The organism is Rivibacter subsaxonicus, from assembly GCF_004217215.1.
GTDB lineage: Bacteria > Pseudomonadota > Gammaproteobacteria > Burkholderiales > Burkholderiaceae_C > Rivibacter > Rivibacter subsaxonicus.
Map to the genome: position 1 here is coordinate 726941 of NZ_SHKP01000004.1, position 17156 is coordinate 744096.

General features: G+C 69.6%; 15 protein-coding genes. 4 read left to right on the forward strand and 11 right to left on the reverse strand.

Annotation, left to right across the window (positions count from 1 at the left end):
* Window positions 1–35: 35 nt before the first annotated feature.
* The 4 genes from dnaE to EV670_RS03355 all read left to right on the forward strand — a co-directional run bounded on the left by dnaE (window position 36) and on the right by EV670_RS03355 (window position 5915).
* On the forward strand, window positions 36–3575 hold the full coding sequence (dnaE, locus tag EV670_RS03340) for a DNA polymerase III subunit alpha (RefSeq protein ID WP_130430380.1): 3540 nt from the start codon (window positions 36–38) through the stop codon (window positions 3573–3575).
* Between the two features lie 107 nt (window positions 3576–3682).
* Window positions 3683–4105: a hypothetical protein gene (locus tag EV670_RS03345; protein ID WP_130430381.1), complete on the forward strand. Its 423-nt coding sequence runs from the start codon at window positions 3683–3685 to the stop codon at window positions 4103–4105.
* Window positions 4056–4634: a protein tyrosine phosphatase family protein gene (locus EV670_RS03350; protein ID WP_165393221.1), complete on the forward strand. Its 579-nt coding sequence runs from the start codon at window positions 4056–4058 to the stop codon at window positions 4632–4634. The genes EV670_RS03345 and EV670_RS03350 overlap by 50 nt, the downstream gene beginning before the upstream one ends.
* A 24-nt stretch (window positions 4635–4658) precedes the next feature.
* Window positions 4659–5915 carry a patatin-like phospholipase family protein gene (locus EV670_RS03355; RefSeq protein ID WP_130430383.1) on the forward strand — a complete coding sequence of 419 codons (1257 nt, stop codon included), beginning with the start codon at window positions 4659–4661 and terminating at the stop codon, window positions 5913–5915.
* On the opposite strand, the gene EV670_RS03360 is transcribed toward EV670_RS03355, so the two are convergent.
* From EV670_RS03360 to serC, 11 genes are all read right to left on the reverse strand, one after another.
* Window positions 5873–6193, reverse strand: coding sequence for a ComEA family DNA-binding protein (locus EV670_RS03360; RefSeq protein ID WP_130430384.1), 321 nt, complete (start codon window positions 6191–6193; stop codon window positions 5873–5875). The two genes, EV670_RS03355 and EV670_RS03360, sit on opposite strands and share 43 nt — an antisense overlap.
* Window positions 6166–7164: an ADP-glyceromanno-heptose 6-epimerase gene (gene rfaD / locus EV670_RS03365; protein ID WP_130430385.1), complete on the reverse strand. Its 999-nt coding sequence runs from the start codon at window positions 7162–7164 to the stop codon at window positions 6166–6168. Before rfaD ends, EV670_RS03360 begins: the two co-directional genes overlap by 28 nt.
* On the reverse strand, window positions 7161–8111 hold the full coding sequence (gene rfaE1, locus EV670_RS03370; RefSeq protein ID WP_130430386.1) for a D-glycero-beta-D-manno-heptose-7-phosphate kinase: 951 nt from the start codon (window positions 8109–8111) through the stop codon (window positions 7161–7163). The genes rfaD and rfaE1 overlap by 4 nt, the downstream gene beginning before the upstream one ends.
* Entirely contained in the window at window positions 8108–9274 is a 1167-nt protein-coding gene (gene lapB / locus EV670_RS03375; protein ID WP_130430387.1) for a lipopolysaccharide assembly protein LapB, read from the reverse strand. Before lapB ends, rfaE1 begins: the two co-directional genes overlap by 4 nt.
* Complete coding sequence (locus EV670_RS03380; RefSeq protein ID WP_130430388.1) at window positions 9264–9575, reverse strand: lipopolysaccharide assembly protein LapA domain-containing protein; 312 nt, start codon at window positions 9573–9575, stop codon at window positions 9264–9266. The genes lapB and EV670_RS03380 overlap by 11 nt, the downstream gene beginning before the upstream one ends.
* Window positions 9576–9612: 37 nt before the next feature.
* Window positions 9613–9948: an integration host factor subunit beta gene (locus tag EV670_RS03385; protein WP_130430389.1), complete on the reverse strand. Its 336-nt coding sequence runs from the start codon at window positions 9946–9948 to the stop codon at window positions 9613–9615.
* A gap of 132 nt (window positions 9949–10080) precedes the next feature.
* On the reverse strand, window positions 10081–11793 hold the full coding sequence (rpsA, locus tag EV670_RS03390) for a 30S ribosomal protein S1 (RefSeq protein ID WP_130430390.1): 1713 nt from the start codon (window positions 11791–11793) through the stop codon (window positions 10081–10083).
* Window positions 11794–11952: 159 nt separating this feature from the next.
* Complete coding sequence (locus EV670_RS03395; protein ID WP_130430391.1) at window positions 11953–14001, reverse strand: bifunctional 3-phosphoshikimate 1-carboxyvinyltransferase/cytidylate kinase; 2049 nt, start codon at window positions 13999–14001, stop codon at window positions 11953–11955.
* Between the two features lie 21 nt (window positions 14002–14022).
* Window positions 14023–14910 (reverse strand): prephenate dehydrogenase, encoded by an 888-nt coding sequence (locus EV670_RS03400; RefSeq protein ID WP_130430392.1) that lies wholly within the window; start codon window positions 14908–14910, stop codon window positions 14023–14025.
* A 29-nt stretch (window positions 14911–14939) separates the two neighbouring features.
* Entirely contained in the window at window positions 14940–16055 is a 1116-nt protein-coding gene (pheA, locus tag EV670_RS03405) for a prephenate dehydratase (RefSeq protein WP_130430393.1), read from the reverse strand.
* Entirely contained in the window at window positions 16048–17151 is a 1104-nt protein-coding gene (serC, locus tag EV670_RS03410; RefSeq protein ID WP_130430394.1) for a 3-phosphoserine/phosphohydroxythreonine transaminase, read from the reverse strand. Before serC ends, pheA begins: the two co-directional genes overlap by 8 nt.
* Window positions 17152–17156 lie beyond the last annotated feature (5 nt).

Sequence of the window (17156 nt, forward strand, 5' to 3'; positions counted from 1 at the left end):
CAGGAGGGCCACAAGCCGCTCTCTAGAATCCCCGGATGAGCCTGCCGCCGTCCTTCGTCCACCTGCGCACCCACACCGAATATTCCGTCGTCGACGGCACGCTGCGGATCGCTGACATGGTGGCCGCCGCCGCGGCCGATGGCCAGCCGGCGCTGGCGATCAGCGATCTCTCCAACCTCTTCGGCGCGATCAAGTTCTACGGCGCCGCGCGCGCCAAGGGCGTGCAGCCGATCATCGGCGCCGACGTCTGGCTCGACCCCGACGGCGCCGACCGCCCCGCCTCGCGCCTGCTGCTGCTGGTGCAGAACCGCAGCGGCTACGGCCACCTGAGCGAGCTGCTGGCCCATGCCTGGACCCGCAACGTGCAGCGCGGCAACCAGGCCTGCGTGCCGTGGGCGCTGCTCGAGCAGAAGGCCGGGGGGCTGATCGCGCTTTCGGGCTTCGATACCGGCGCCATCGGCCAGGCGCTGCTGACCGGCGACGGCGAGCGTGCACGCGACGTGGCGCAGCGCCTGGCGGCGATGTTCCCGCAGCGCTTCTACCTCGAGCTGCAGCGCGCCGGCCGGCCGCAGGACGAGCCGCTGGTGCGCGCGACCGTGCCGCTGGCGGCCGAGTTGCAGTTGCCGGTGGTGGCGACGCACCCGATCCAGTTTCTCGAGGCCGAGGACTTCGAGGCGCACGAGGCGCGCACCTGCATCGCCGAGGGCGAGACGCTGGCCAATCCGCGCCGCGTCAAGCGCTTCACGCGCCAGCAGCATTTCCAGAGCGCGGCCCAGATGCGGGCGCGCTTTGCCGACGTGCCGAGCGCGCTGGCCAACACGCTGCAGATCGCGCGCCGCTGTTCGCTGAGCCTGGTGCTCGGCAAGCCGCAGCTGCCGGACTTTCCGACGCCGCTGCGCCCTGGCGCCGACGGCGTGCCCGCGCCGATGCCGATGGCCGACTACTTCCGCGAGGCCTCCTTCGCCGGCCTCGAGGGCCGGCTGCGCGCGCTCTATCCGGACGAGGCCAAGCGCGAGGCGCAGCGCCCGCGCTACGTCGAGCGGCTCGAGTTCGAGATCGAGACCATCCTCAAGATGGGCTTCCCGGGCTACTTCCTGATCGTGGCCGACTTCATCCAGTGGGCCAAGAGCCACGGCTGCCCGGTCGGCCCCGGCCGCGGCTCGGGCGCCGGCTCGCTGGTGGCCTACGCGCTGCTGATCACCGACCTCGATCCGCTCGAATACAACCTGCTGTTCGAGCGCTTCCTCAACCCCGAGCGGGTCTCGATGCCGGACTTCGACATCGACTTCTGCCAGGGCAACCGCGAGCGGGTGATCGACTACGTCAAGGGCAAGTACGGGCTCGACGCGGTGAGCCAGATCGCGACCTTCGGCACGATGGCGGCCAAGGCCGCGCTGCGCGACGTGGGCCGCGTGCTCGGCATGGGCTACGGCCATGTGGACTCGATCGCCAAGCTGATCCCGGCGCCGCCCGGCAAGACGGTCACGCTCGCGAAGGTGCCCGAGAAGCCCGACCCCGGCCTGATCTACGCGCGCAAGGAAGCACCGGAACTCGAACAGCGCGAGGCGGCCGAGGAAGAGGTGGCCGAACTGCTGGCGCTGGCCGCGCGCGTCGAGGGCACGGTGCGCAACGTCGGCATGCACGCCGGCGGCGTGCTGATCGCGCCCGGCAAGATCACCGACTTCTGCCCGCTCTACCAGCAGCCCGGCAGCGAGAGCGCGGTCAGCCAGTACGACAAGGACGACGTCGAGGCGATCGGCCTCGTCAAGTTCGACTTCCTCGGCCTGGCGACGCTGACGATCCTCGAGCTGGCCAAGGACTTCATCAAGGCGCGCTACCCGCAGCGCGCCGACTTCAGCTTCGAGACGATCCCGCTCGACGACCCCAAGGTCTACAAGCTCTTCGCCGAGGGGCTCACCGAGTCGGTGTTCCAGTTCGAATCGCGCGGCATGCAGGGCATGTTGCGTGACGCGCGGCCGAGCCGGCTCGAGGACCTGATCGCGCTCAACGCGCTCTATCGGCCGGGCCCGATGGACCTGATCCCGAGCTTCTGCGCGCGCAAGCACGGCAAGGAGATCGTCGAGTACCCGCACCCGCTGCTCGAGCAGGTGCTGGGCGAGACCTACGGGATCATGGTCTACCAGGAGCAGGTGATGCAGGCCGCGCAGGTGCTGGGCGGCTACTCGCTCGGCGGTGCCGACCTGCTGCGCCGCGCGATGGGCAAGAAGAAGCCCGAGGAGATGGCCAAGCACCGGCTGATCTTCCGCGAGGGCGCGGCGCAGAAGGGCATTGGCGAAGCGAAGGCCGACGAGGTCTTCGACCTGATGGAGAAGTTTGCCGGCTACGGCTTCAACAAGAGCCATGCCGCCGCCTACTCGCTGCTGGCCTATCACACCGGCTGGCTCAAGGTGCATCACCCGGCCGAGTTCTTCGCCGCCAACATGACGGTGGAGATGGACGACACCGACAAGCTGCGCGTGCTGATCAACGACGCCAAGCAGTTCAACGTGGCCTTCGACGCGCCGGACGTCAACGCCGGCACCTGGCGCTTCGAGCCGATCGAGAAAGGCCGCGTGCGCTATGGCCTGGGCGCGATCAAGGGCACCGGCCAGGGCGCGATCGAGTCGATCGTCGCCACCCGCAGCGAGGGCGGCGCCTTCAGCAGCTTCTTCGACTTCTGTGCTCGCATCGACCGCCAGCGCGTCAACAAGCGCGTGGTCGAGGCGCTGATCAAGGGCGGCGCCTTCGACAAGTTCGAGCTGAACCGCGCCGCGCTGCTGGCCAGCGTCGGCCTGGGCTTCGACTACGCCGACACCCAGCTCGCCCATGCCGACCAGGGCGGCCTGTTCGACTTTGGCGGCTCGGACGACGTGGCGCATGGTTCCTCGACCCAGGAACCCGAGCTGGTGGCAATGGAGCCCTGGGGCACGCGCGAGCGCCTGAGTTTCGAGAAGACGGCGCTCGGCTTCTATCTCAGCGGCCACCTGTTCGACGAGCACGAGGCCGAGGTGCGGCGCTTTGCGCGCACCCGCATCGGCGACCTGATCGACACCCGCGAGCCGCAGCTGCTGTGCGGCATCGTCAGCGAGCTTCGCATCGTCAACGGCCAGCGCGGGCGGGTCGCAATCTTCAAGCTCGACGACAAGAGCGAGGCGATCGAGGCGGTCGCGAACGAGGATCTGATCAACGCCCACAAGGACAGCCTGCGCGAGGACGAACTGATCGTCGTGCTCGGCAAGGTGCAAAACGACCGCTTTTCGGGTGGGCTGCGGCTCAATGTGCAACAGGTTTTCGACCTGCCCGGCGCGCGCTGCCGCTGGGGCAAGTACCTGCGCGTGCCGGTGAACGGGGTCGAGCCGCCGGCGGCGGAGTTGGTGCGCGCCTTCCCGCCCAGGCGCATCAGCAGCGAGCATGGCGAGACGACCCAGGGCCTGGCGGTGCGGTTGCTGATCGAGCGCGACAGCGCGCGCGGCGAACTCGACCTCGGCGACGACGGCCGCTTCTGGCCCACCGACGCCGCGCTCGCGCGCTGGCGCGCCAGCGTGCCGGGCGGTGCCGCGATCGTGTACGAATGAACACACGGTTGCATCCGGATGCAAGCCCGTCCGCGGCTGCGGGACACTCTTGTCGGCGGCGCCCGTGCGCGCCGCGTTGAATACCTGTCTCCTCTCTTCTGCCAGCCATGAAGCCAGCCTGTCTCAAGTTCCTGTCCGTCGCCGCCATCGCGCTGGCGGCCAGCGCCGCCTCGGCCACCGACGTCGGCGTCTCGGTCCAGATCGGCCAGCCCGGCTTCTACGGCCGCATCGACCTCGGCAACGCCTACCCGCAGCCGCAACTGCTCTATCCGCAGCCGGTGATCGTCCACCGGGTGGTCGGCGTGCGGCCGGAGCCGGTCTATCTGCATGTGCCACCCGGCCATGCCAGGAAATGGCGCAAGCATTGCGGCGCCTACAACGCCTGCGGCCAGAAGGTCTACTTCGTGCAGGACACCTGGTACAACGACGTGTACGTTCCCGAGTACCGGCACAGGCATGGCAAGGGACACGACAAGGGACATGGCAAGAGCGGCAAGGGTCACGGCAAGAACCACAAGCACGACGACTGAGCGCCGGCGCGCGCTGCTCGGCCTGCTACTCGGGCTGGCAGCCGCTGGAGCCTGCCAGGCGGCAACCCCGGCCCCGCCACCGAACCTGGTTCAGATCTCGACCCGGCTCGTCACCTCGGGCCAGCCGAGCGCCGCCTGGCTGCAGACGCTGCGCGAGCAGGGCTTCGACGCCGTCATCTACCTGGCGCCGCCGACGGTGGCCGACGCCGTCGCGCAGGAGCCGGCCATCGTCAAGGCGCAGGGGCTGGTCTATCGCAACCTGCCGATCGACTTCCAACGCCCGAGCTCGCGCGACGTGGACGAGTTCGTCCGCCTGATGGACGGGCTCTCCGGGCGCAAGGTGCTGGTGCACTGCCAGGTCAACATGCGTGCCTCGGCCATGGTCTTCCTGTACCGGGCCACGCGCCTGCGCGAAGATCCGCAGCAGGCCTACGAGGCGGTGACGCGGGTCTGGAGCCCAAGCGCTGCGTGGCAGCGACTGCTGCGTGACGAATTGCAGATACACCGGGTCGACTTCGAGCCGTTCTGAGCGGCGCGCGGCATCATCGACGGCATGAATGCCTTGCCCGTCACCGGACTGGTGCTGAGCGGCGGCGGCGCGCGTGCCGCCTACCAGGTCGGCGTGCTGCAAGCCATCGCCGGGCTGCGCCGCGAGCAGGCGCCGGCCGAGCGTCACAACCCGTTCCCGGTGATCGTCGGCACCTCGGCCGGCGCGATCAACGCGGCCGCCCTGGCCTGCGGCGCCGACGACTTCGACGCCACGATCGGGTCGCTGGCCGCGACCTGGGGCGCGATGCACGCGGCCCAGGTCTACCGCGCCGACGCCTGGGGCGTGGCGCGCACCGGCGCGCGCTGGCTGAGCCTGTTCTCGGTGGGTTGGGCGTTTGCACGCTGGAAGCGGGCGCGGCCGAAGTCGCTGCTCGACAACTCGCCGCTGGCCGAACTGCTCGACCGCCTGGTGCCGCTCGAGCGCTTGCCGGCGCTGATGCAGGCCGGCCACCTGCAGGCGCTGGCGATCACCGCCTCCGACTACAGCAGCGGCGAGCACGTGACCTTCTACGACTCGATCGGCCACTGCGCCCCCTGGACGCGCTCGCAGCGGCTGGCGCTGCGCAGCCCGATCAGCCATGCGCACCTGCTGGCCTCGTCGGCGATTCCCTTCGTGTTCCCGGCGGTGGCACTGCCGCTGGCCGGACGCACGCAGTACTTCGGCGACGGCTCGATGCGCCAAGTGGCACCGATCTCGCCGGCGGTGCACCTCGGAGCGCAGCGCATCGTCGTCGTCGGTGCCGGCCGGCTGCACGAACCGGGCGTGGCGCGGCCGGTGGCGGGCGGCTACCCGAGCCTGGCGCAGATCGCGGGCCATGCGCTGTCCAGCATCTTCCTCGACGCGCTGGCGGTCGACATCGAGCGCCTGCGCCGCATCAACAGCACGCTGGCGCTGCTGCCACCCGAGGCGCGCGAGCGCACGCCGCTGCGGCCGATCGAACTGCTGGTGGTCTCGCCGAGCCAGCGCCTCGATGACATCGCTGCGCGCCATGTGCAGGCGCTGCCGGCGCCCGTGCGGGCGATGCTGCGCGCCACCGGCGTCCATGGCGATGCCGACGCCGCGCTGCCGACCGCCGGCGGTGGCGCCGCGCTGGCGAGCTACCTGCTGTTCGAGCGCGACTACACGCGCGAATTGATGGCGCTAGGCGCCGCCGACGTGATGGCGCGGCGCGAGGAGGTGCTGAAGTTCTTTGGCTGGCCCGCGAACGCGGCCACGACTCAACGCGACGCCGGTGTGGCCGGTGCCTCGGCGCCGGCGTAGGCGCTGCCGTTGACCGTGAGTCCGGCCGCCGAGAGCCGCTGCGCGGCCGCGGCCTTGACGCCGCCGGTGCGCTTCTGCAGGTCGGCCCAGTCGCTGAACGGCGCCTTGGCGCGCTCGTCGAGCAGGCGCTGCGACAGCGCCGGGCCGATGCCCTTGATGCGTTCGAGCTCGGCCTGCGAGGCGGTGTTCACCTCGGCGGCGCCGGACAGCGGGGCGAGCGCGCCGAGCGCGACCGCCAGCAGCGCCGCCCTCAGGCCGCGGGCTGCTGCGACAACCATTGCACGTAGCGCGTGGTGCCGGCGTTCACATCGGCAAAGACATGGTCGCAGCCGGCCGCGCGCAGCCGGCCGAGATCGGCCTCGGTGTGGCACTGGTACTTGCCGACCAGCGCGGCGGGGAACGGGATGTACTGCACCAGGCCCTGCGCGACCTGCTCGTCGAGGCTGAGCGGTTCATGGCCGTCGAGCGCGCGGCAGGCGTTGACGGTGGCGTGCGCGACGTCGTTGAAGGGCTGCGCGCGGCCGCTGCCGAGGTTGAAGATGCCGCTGGCCTTGGGGTGCTGCAGGAACCACAGGTTGACCGCGACCACGTCGTCGACCGAGACGAAGTCGCGCTCCTGCAGGCCGGGGCCGTAGCCGTTGTACTCGCCGAAGAGCTTGACATGGCCCTCGGCGCGGAACTGGTGGAAGTGGTGGAACGCGACCGAAGCCATGCGGCCCTTGTGCTGCTCGCGCGGGCCGTAGACGTTGAAGTAGCGAAAGCCCGCGACCTGTGTCTTCGCCTTCGGCAGCGCGCGTCGCACGATCTGGTCGAACAGCAGCTTGGAGTAGCCGTAGACGTTGAGCGGGCGCTCGTTGGCCGGTTCCTCGGCGAAGGCGCTGCTGGCGCCGTAGGTCGCGGCCGAGGAGGCGTAGAGCAGGCGCGTGCCCTGCGCGAGGCAGGCGTCGAGCAGGTCCTTGCTGGCGCGGTAGTTGTTGTCGAGCATGTAGCGCCCGTCGTGCTCCATCGTGTCGGAGCAGGCGCCCTCGTGGAACACGGCGTCGACCTTGCCGAACTCGCCGCGCCCGAAGCGGGCGTAGAACTCGCTCTTGTCGAAGTAGTCGCTGATGCGCGCGTCGACCAGGTTGCGGAACTTGGGGCCGTTCTTCAGGTGGTCGACCGCGATGACATCGTCGATGCCCAGCTTGTTGAGGCCGATGACCAGATTGGAACCGATGAAGCCGCTGGCTCCGGTGACGACGACCTTCATGACGGGAACAGCTCCTCAAAGCTCACGCTGGCAGTACCGAACTTGCCGACCACGATGCTGCCGGCACGGTTGGCGATCGGCACTGCCTCTCGCAACGGCAGGCCGGCGGCCAGCATCAGCGCCAGCGTGGCGATCACGGTGTCGCCGGCGCCAGTGACGTCGAAAACCTCGCGCGCCTGCGCCGCGACGCGCAGCTCGCCTTCGGCGTCGAACAGCGACATGCCTTCCTCGCTGCGCGTGAGCAGCAGGCCTTCGAGGCCGAGTTCCTCGCGCAGCTTGTGCGAGCGTTCGTGCAACTGCGCCTCGCTGCTCCAGCCGCCGATCACCTGCGCCAGCTCCGCGCGGTTGGGCGTGATCACGGTGGCGCCGGCGTAGCGGCTGTAGTCGCTGCCCTTGGGGTCGACCAGAACCGGCTTGCCGGCGCTGCGGGCCAGTTCGATCATGTGCGGAATGTGCGTCAGGCCGCCCTTGCCGTAGTCGGAGAACAGCACCGCGTCGAAGCCGGGCAGGGCGCGCTCGTAGTCGCCCAGCATGTCGAGCAGCACCTCGTGCGTGGGCTGGTTCTCGAAATCCACGCGGATCAGCTGCTGCGAGCGGCCGATCACGCGCAGCTTGACGATGGTGTAGAGCTGCTCGTCATGGCCGAGCAGGGTCTGCACGCCGTCGCGCTCGAGCAGCTTCTTGAGCACCCGGGCCGGCTCGTCGTCGCCGACCACCGTCATCAGCGTGGCCTGGCCGCCGAGGGTCTTGACGTTGAGCGCCACGTTGGCGGCGCCGCCCAGGCGCTCCTCCTCGCGCTCGACGCGCACCACCGGCACCGGCGCCTCGGGCGAGATGCGCTCGACCGCGCCGAACCAATAGCGATCGAGCATCGCGTCGCCGACCACCAGCACACGCGCACGCGCCAAGCGGTCAAGGCTCAATGGAGTGGCGGTGGCAGCGTTCATTGATCGTCGAGCCGCACGGGCGGGTAGCTGTCCCAGGTCTGGCAGCCGGGGCATTGCCAGAAGTAATGCTGCGCCTCGAAGCCGCAGGCGGCGCAGCGGTAGCGCTGCTGCGGCTTGGCGCGCGCGCCGACCACCTGCGCCAGTTGCTCGGCCTGCGTCTTGTCGCCAGGGTCTGCCGTGGCCGCATTTTCCTTCAGCAATGCGGCCGCGGTCGACAGCGTGGGCTGCTGCTTCAAGGCCTGCTGCAGGCGCGTGGAGCGCGCCGCGGCGTCGGGCTCGAGGCCGAGCAGCGCGGCCAGCGTATCGCTGCTCGGCTGGCGGGCCTGCAGCGCGGCCAGCCGCTCGCGCGCGGCCGCCGGGTCGCCGGCGGCCAGCGCACTGGCGGCGTACTCGGCCGCGACCAGCGAGACCGCGCCCGGCTGCAGCGCGAAGAGTTCGTTCCAGAGCGCCAGCGCCTCGGCGTGGCGGCCGGCCGCGGCCAGGCGCTGGCCGGCCAGGATCAGCGGCCGTGGTGCCTGCGGCGCGACCGCGCGCGCCTCGGCCAGTGCGGCGTCGGCCTCGTCGGGGCGCTGGCGCGCATCGGCCTCCTCGGCGATCTCGCACCAGTGGTGCGCGATGCGCGTGGCGAAGGACCCGGCGCCGGCCGCCTCGAGCTTGCGTGCCGAATCGATCGCCGCACGCCAGTCACGCGTGCGCTCGTAGAGGTTGAGCAGCTCGAGCCGCGCATCGGTGGCGAAGGCAGTGCCGTCGAGCTCGCGGAACGCGGCCTCGGCGCGGTCGAAGAGGCCGGCCTTCATGAAGTCCTGCGCCAGCCCGTGGCGCGCACGGTGGCGGTCGGCCTCGGGCAGGTCGCTGCGCGCGAGCAGGTACTCGTGCACGCGCACCGCGCGCTCGTACTCGCCGCGGCGGCGGAACAGGTTGCCGAGCGCGAAGTGCAGTTCGGCCGTGCCGGGGTCCTGCTGCATCGCCTCGATGAAGGCGTCGATCGCCTTGTCCTGCTGCTCGTTGAGCAGCAGGTTCAGGCCCTTGTAGTAGGCCTTTGGCGAGTCGCTCTGCTCGCGCTTCCACTGGCGGATGTCCAGGCGCGAGCCGATCCAGCCGGCGGCGAAGGCCAGCATCACGCCGATCAGGGCGAAGGTGACCCAGGGGAGTTCAGAGTCCATCGCGCGGCGGGTGCTCGAGAGGGGCGGGCGCGGCGGCCTCGGCCAGTTGGGTGGTCGGCGGAGCCTCGCGTGGCGGGCGCGCCAGTTGCGCGGTGCGGCGATGGCGCCACCAGCTGGGCAGCATCGCGCTGGCGCCGAGGGCGCAGCCGAGGCCGAAGACCGCCAGCACGATGAAGACCATCGGCGCCTTCCATTCGCGGCCGAAGAACCACTTCAGCGCGACCTCGTGCTGGTTGTTCAATGCAAACGCGAACAGCGCAAAGAAGATGAAGGCTCGCAGGAGCCAGGTCAGCACACGCATGCGACCGATTCTAGAAGCCGCCCGCGCGACGACGCGGCTAGGCCGGCGCGTCGTCCGATCGGTCGTTCGAGACCGGAGAAGGCTCGGCGGGCGTGCGCTCGTCGACCGCCTCGCGCAGCGCCTTGCCGGGCTTGAAGTGCGGTACGAGCTTCTCGGGGATCACGACCTGCTCGCCCGAGCGCGGGTTGCGGCCCATGCGGGGCGGGCGCCGGTTGACCTGGAAGCTGCCGAAGCCGCGAATCTCGATGCGGTGGCCGCGAGCGAGCGCATCGCTCATCGCGTCGAGAATGGTCTTGACCGCGAACTCTGCGTCGCGATGCGTGAGCTGCGTGAAGCGCTCGCCCAGGCGGGCGACGAGGTCGGAGCGGGTCATCGATTTCGCTTCCTGGCAGGTCCAGCGGACCATCGGGTCTGGCGCCGCCCCGCACCGCGGTGCAAGGGGCGCCACAACCGATGGGCCTGCCCCGCACCCCTTGCGGGGCCGGGCAGGTCATCAGTGGCTCGATCAGTTGTTGTTCTGGTCGAGCTTTGCCTTGAGCAGCGCGCCCAGGCTGGTGGTGCCGGCGTTCTCGCGTTCGCTCGAGGCCGACAGGCGCTGCATCGCTTCCTGGTTGTCGGCGTTGTCCTTGGCCTTGATCGACAACTGGATCGAACGCAGCTTGCGATCGACGTTGATGATCACGGCGCTGACTTCGTCGCCTTCCTTGAGCACGTTGCGGGCGTCTTCGACGCGGTCGCGGCTGATTTCGGAGGCGCGCAGGTAGCCCGTCACGTCATCGGCCAGTTCGATCTCGGCGCCACGCGCGTCAACCGTCTTGACCTTGCCGGTCACCGCCATGCCACGGTCGTTGACCGAGGTGTAGGTGGCGAACGGATCGCCGTCGAGCTGCTTGATGCCGAGGCTGATGCGCTCGCGTTCCACGTCGATGGCGAGGATGACGGTCTCGACTTCCTGGCCCTTCTTGTAGTTGCGAACGGCGACTTCACCGGTCTCGTGCCACGACAGGTCGGACAGGTGCACCAGGCCGTCGATGCCGGCCGCCAGGCCGACGAAGACGCCGAAGTCGGTGATCGACTTGACCGGGCCGGTGAGCTTGTCGCCGCGCTTGTGGTCCTGCGCGAACTCGTCCCACGGGTTGGCCTTGCACTGCTTCATGCCGAGGCTGATGCGGCGCTTGTCCTCGTCGATCTCGAGCACCATGACCTCGACCTCGTCGCCCATCGTCACCAGCTTGTTCGGCGCGACGTTCTTGTTGGTCCAGTCCATTTCCGAGACGTGGACCAGGCCTTCGATGCCCGGCTCGATCTCGACGAAGGCGCCGTAGTCGGCGATGTTGGTGACCTTGCCGAACAGGCGCGTGCCGTTCGGGTAGCGGCGCGAAACGCCGATCCACGGATCGTCGCCCATCTGCTTGAGGCCCAGCGAGACGCGGTTCTTCTCGGCGTCGAACTTGAGGACCTTGGCGGTGAGTTCCTGGCCGACCGTGACCACCTCGCTCGGGTGACGCACGCGGCGCCACGCCATGTCGGTGATGTGGAGCAGGCCGTCGATGCCGCCGAGGTCGACGAAGGCGCCGTACTCGGTGATGTTCTTGACCACGCCGTTGACGATGGCGCCTTCGCGCAGCGTCTCGAGCAGCTTGGCGCGCTCTTCGCCCATCGAGGCTTCGACGACCGCGCGGCGGCTCAGCACCACGTTGTTGCGCTTGCGGTCGAGCTTGATGACCTTGAAGTCGAGGGTCTTGCCTTCGAACGGGCTCAGGTCCTTGACCGGGCGGGTGTCGATCAGCGAACCCGGCAGGAAGGCGCGGATGCCGTTGACCAGCACGGTCAGGCCGCCCTTGACCTTGCCCGAGACGGTGCCGATGACGAACTCGCCGCTTTCGAGCGAGGTCTCGAGCGACAGCCACGAGGCCAGGCGCTTGGCCTTGTCGCGCGACAGGATGGTGTCGCCGTAGCCGTTTTCGATGGCGTCGATCGCCACCGAGACGTAGTCGCCGACCTGGACTTCGAGCACGCCCTGGTCGTTCTTGAATTCTTCGATGGGCACGTACGCTTCGGACTTGAGCCCGGCGTTGACGACCACGAAGTTGTGTTCGACGCGCACCACCTCGGCGGTGATGACTTCGCCGGCGCGCATGTTGGCGCGGGTCAGCGAGTCCTCGAACATCGATGCGAAGGAATCGGTGCCTTCGTAAGCGGGAATATTCAGAGCCATGGTTTTCCTGGGGCCGGCAGGAGGCCGGCGCTTGCGTTCCGCTTGAACAGCGGAGGGTTGGTTGCTGATCCGAGGCTTCGCGGGTGCCGGGCGGCACGGCGCGAAGGAACGGGCCTGTACTACTTCACTCTGCTCTTCGTTCGACGAGAGCCCGAAGGCTCAGCGCGTCGCGAAGGGCTGCACATCTTCCCACCAAGCCAGCACCTGCTCGACCGAGGCTTCGATCGAGAGCGCCGAGTTGTCGAGCAACCGTGCGTCCTGTGCCGGCCTCAGCGGCGCCGCGCTGCGCTGCATGTCGCGCGCATCGCGAGCCTCAAGATCGGCACGAAGACTATCAAGGTTAGCAGAAATTCCCTTTGAAATCAACTGCTTATGTCGCCGCTCCGCGCGCTGGGCGGCGCTTGCGGTGAGAAAGACCTTGAGCGCCGCGCCGGGGAAGATCACGGTGCCCATGTCGCGGCCGTCGGCGACCAGCCCGGGCGCACGTCTGAAACCCAGCTGGAGCTCGACCAGCGCCGCGCGTACCGCCGGCAGCGCCGAAATCTGCGAGGCCAGCAGGCCGACACGCTCCTCGCGCAGCCGGTCGCTGACGTCGATGCCCTCGAGCAGCACCCGCTGCAGCTCGAAGCGGATCGGCAGCCTCGCCGCCAGCGCGGCCACCGCCGCCTCGTTGCCGGCGTCGGCTCCGGCCTCGAGCACGGCCAGCGCGGTGGCGCGGTAGAGCGCGCCGGAGTCCAGGTGGTGGTAGCCGAGTGCGGCCGCCAGTTCGCTCGACAGCGTGCCCTTGCCGGAGGCGGTGGGGCCGTCGACCGTGATCACCGGCACCTGCTGCTGGCTGGCCGTCGCGACGCCGAGCAGCGCGTCGAAGTAGGTCGGGAAGGTCTTGGCGACGCAGCCCGGGTCGAGCACCCGCACCGGCACCGGCGGCGTGGCCCCGGCCAGGCCGTTGAAGGCGGCCAGCGAGGCGCACATCGCCATCCGGTGGTCGTCGTAGGTGTGGATCGCGGCGGCGTGCCAGTGGCTGGGCGGCTCGATGCTGAGCCAGTCCTCGCCCTCGTCGACCATGGCGCCGAACTTGCGCAGTTCGGTCGCCATCGCGCTGATGCGGTCGGTCTCTTTGACGCGCCAGCTGGCGATGTTGTGCAGCCGGGTGCGGCCGTCGGCGTAGAGCCCCATCACCGCCAGCGTCATCGCGGCGTCGGGGATGTGGTTGGCGTCGAGGTCGATCGCGCGCAGCGGCCAGGCACCGCGCTGCACCTCGAGCCAGTTCGGCCCGGTCAGAACCTCGGCGCCCATCGCGCGTGCCGCCTCGATGAAGTGGATGTCGCCCTGGATCGAGTCGGCGCCGACGCCTTCGATGCGCAGCGGCGCAGCGGTCGCCGCGATCGCGCCGGCGGCGATGAAGTAGGAGGCCGAGGAGGCGTCGCCCTCCACATGGATTGCGCCCGGCGAGCGGTAGGCGCTGCCGGCGGGGATCGTAAAGCGCTGCCAGCCCTCGCGCCGCACGTCGATTCCAAAGCGGGCCAGCAGGTTGAGCGTGATCTCGACGTAGGGCCGCGAGATCAGCTCGCCCTCGACCTCGATCACCACGGCGCGCTCGGCCGCGGCGAGCGGCAGCGCCATCAGCAGCGCGGTCAGGAACTGGCTCGAGACATCGCCGCGTACCCGCACCGGGGCGTCGAGCGCGAGCGCACCGCCGGCCGAGCCGCTCAAGCGCAGCGGCGGATAGCCCTCGTTGCCGGGGCAAGCGATGTTGCAGCCGAGCGGCCGCAGCGCGTCGACCAGGTCGCCGATCGGCCGCTCGTGCATGCGCGCCACGCCGGCCAGCTCGAAGCGGCCGCCCTGCAGGGTGGCAAGCACCGCCAGCGCCGCCGCCAGCGGCCGCATCGCGGTGCCGGCGTTGCCGAGGAAGAGCCTGGCCTCTTGCACGCGCAGTCGGCCATCGAGACCCTGTACGCGCACGCTGCTCGGCCCGAGACGCTCGATGTCACAGCCGAGCGCGGCCAGCGCGTCGAGCATGACCCGGGTGTCGTCCGAGTCGAGCAGATCGTGCACCGCGGTCGTGCCGGCACACAGGCCAGCCAGCAGCAACACGCGGTTGGAAATGCTCTTCGAGCCCGGTAGCCGGACCGTCCCCGCCACGCCGTTCAGTGGCGGCAGATCGAGGAATGGCTGGCGCGGCGCCGTCTCGGCGCGGTGGGATTCCATGCGAACTTCCTTGGGATGGCGCTAGCGCGAGCCGCCAGACTTGTTGGGTGCACCCATCTGCCAGCCGGAGCGTGCCTGCGAAGCACTGCGGATCAGGTCTTCGAGCGCCTCGCTGTTGCCAAGTTTCATCACGTGCTCGAGCGCGTCGAGCTGGTGGCGGAAGCGCTGGCTCTGCTTGAGGATCTCCTCGCGATTGCTCATCAGGATGTCGCGCCAGACCGAGGCATCGCTGGCGGCGATGCGCGTGAAGTCGCGAAAGCCCGGCCCGGCGAGCGAGAGGAAGTCCTTGCCGGCCGGCTGCTTGGCAACCGAGGAGAAATAGGCAAAGGCGAGCAGGTGCGGCAGGTGGCTCACGGCGGCGAAGGCGGCGTCGTGGTTCTCTGGGCTCATCTTGAGCACCTGGCTGCCGATCGCGGACCAGACGTCGGTGGCCTTCTGCAGCAGCACCGGGTCGGTCTGCAGCATCGGCGTCAGGATCACCTGGCGGCCGCTGTAGAGCAGGGCGTCGGCATGCTCGATGCCGGCGACTTCCTTGCCGGCGATCGGGTGTGCCGGCACGAAGGATCCGACGCGTTCCTTGAGCGCACGGCGTGCGGCGTCGACCACGTCGCGCTTGGTCGAGCCGACGTCCATGAACAGCACGCCGGGTTCGACCAAGTGGCGGATTGCTTTGAAGGTGGCTTCGCTGGCCGCCACCGGCACCGCAATCAGCACGATGTCGGAGCCGCTGACCGCCAGCAGCGCCGATTCGGCAGCGACGTCGATCACGCCGAGCGCCCGGGCGCGCTCGGTGGTGGTCGGCGACTTGCTGTAGCCGACCACGCGCTTGACGAGGCCGGCACGCTTGAGCGCCAGCGCGAACGAGCCACCCATCAGGCCGCAGCCGATGAGGCCGAGCTGGGTGAACATCGGGGCGGGCTCGTTCTTTTCGCGGGCCATCAGTGCACGTCCAGCGGATAGGTGCCAAGCAGCTTGAAGAAGCTGCAGACCGAGCGTAGCTGGGCCAGCGCCTGGCTCAGCGCCGGCTGCTCGGGATGGCCCTGGAGATCGATGTAGAAGTAGTACTCCCACTGGTCGGCGCTGCGCGCCGGGCGCGATTCGAAGCGGGTCATCGACACCCCATGCTCCTTGAGCGGCACCAGCATGTCGTGCACCGCACCGGGCCGGTTGTTGACCGAGACCACGAGGCTGGTGCAGTCGTGGCCGCTGGCCTGGGGCGTCGGGTGGCGTTCTGGGTGCGTCACGATCGCGAAGCGGGTGCGGTTGTGCGGGTCGTCCTGGATCGCCGGTGCCACCACATGCAGGCCGTACTCGCTGCCGGCGCGCTCGCTGGCGACCGCGGCGAGCGTCGGGTCGAGGGCCGCCAGCCGCGCGCCCTCGGCGTTGCTCGCCACCGGGCGCCGCTCGACGTCGGGCAGGTGGTAGCTGAGCCAGCCGTGGCACTGGGCCAGCGCCTGCGGGTGGGCGACGATGGCCTTGATGTCGGCCAACGACTGCTCCTTGCGCAGCAGGTTGTGGCGCACGAACAGGCTGGTCTCGCCGATGATGAACAGCGGCGTCGTCAGGAACAGGTCGAGCGAGCGCGCCACCACGCCCTCGGTCGAGTTTTCGACCGGCACCACGCCGAAGTCGGCGGCGCCGGCGGTGGTGGTGCGGAATACCTCGTCGATGCTGGCGCAGGGCACGCGCACGATCGAGCTGCCGAAGTAGCCGAGCGCAGCCAGTTCGCTGAAGGTGCCGGCCGGGCCGAGGTAGGCCACGCGGGTCGGCGTCTCGAGCGCGCGGCAGGCGCTCATGATCTCGCGCCAGATCGGCGCCACGCTCTCCGGCTTGAGCGGGCCGGCATTGGCGGCCTTCATGCCGTCGATCACCTGCGCCTCGCGCTCGGGCCGGAACACCACCGAGCCCTCGTGCTTCTTCAACTCGCCCACCGCCTGCGCGAGCGAGGCGCGGCGGTTGAGCAGCGCGAGCAGCTCCCGGTCGAGCGCGTCGATTTGCTCGCGCAGCGCTGTCAGCGCCGGGTTCGGGGTGGTGTTGACGGGGGCATCAGCCATGGGATGCGGCGAATTCTTGCATGTGGCTGACCAGCGCCTGCACGCCTTCGAGCGGCATCGCGTTGTAGATCGATGCACGCAGGCCGCCCACGCTCTTGTGGCCCTTGAGCTGCACCAGGCCGCGCGCGGCCGCCGACTCGACGAAAGGCGCGTGCAGCCGCTCGTCATGGGCGAAGAAAGGCACGTTCATGCGCGAGCGGCAGCCGAGGTCGACCGGGTTGCGGTAGAAGCCGCCGGAGCCATCGATCGCGGCGTAGAGCAACGCCGCCTTCTCGATGTTGCGACGCTCGATCGCCTCGACGCCACCCTGCTCGGCGAGCCAGTCGAAGACCAGGCCGGCGACGTAGATCGCCCAGGTCGGCGGCGTGTTGTACATCGAGCCGTTGGCGGCGACGACAGAGTAGTCGAAGGCGCTCGGGCATGCCGCCAGCGCATGGCCGAGCAGGTCTTCGCGCACGAACACCAGCGTCAGCCCGGCCGGGCCGATGTTCTTCTGGGCGCCGCCGTAGGCCACGGCGACCCGGCTCCAGTCGATCGGGCGCGAGGCCAGGTGCGAAGAGCAGTCGATCACCAGCGGCGCGTCGCTGCCGAGCGCGCGCAGGTCGGGCACCTCGTGGAATTCGAGGCCGTCGATGGTCTCGTTGCTGCAAAGATGCACATAGCTCGCGCCCGGGCTCAGGCGCCAACTGGCCGGCACCGGCAGGCTGCGGTGGTGCGGCGCGGTGTCGAGTTCGTTGCTGGCGGCCACGCGCGCGTCGCAATAGCGCGCAGCCTCCTTCGCGCTCTTCTTCGACCACGAGCCGGTGAGCACATGGTCGACGACGCCGCCGCGCGAGAGGTTTAGCGGCAGGATCGCGTTCTCGGCCAGCGCGCCGCCCTGCATGAACAGCACCTTGTAATTCGCGGGCACCGCGAGCAACTCGCGCAACCGCGCCTCGCAGCGCTCGAAGATCTCGCCGAACTCGCGGCCGCGATGGCTCATCTCCATCACGCCGATGCCGCTGCCGTGCCAATCGAGCATCTCGGCGGCGGCCCGCTCGAGCACTGGCACCGGCAGGGTTGCCGGCCCGGCGGAGAAGTTGAAGGCGCGCCTCATCGACG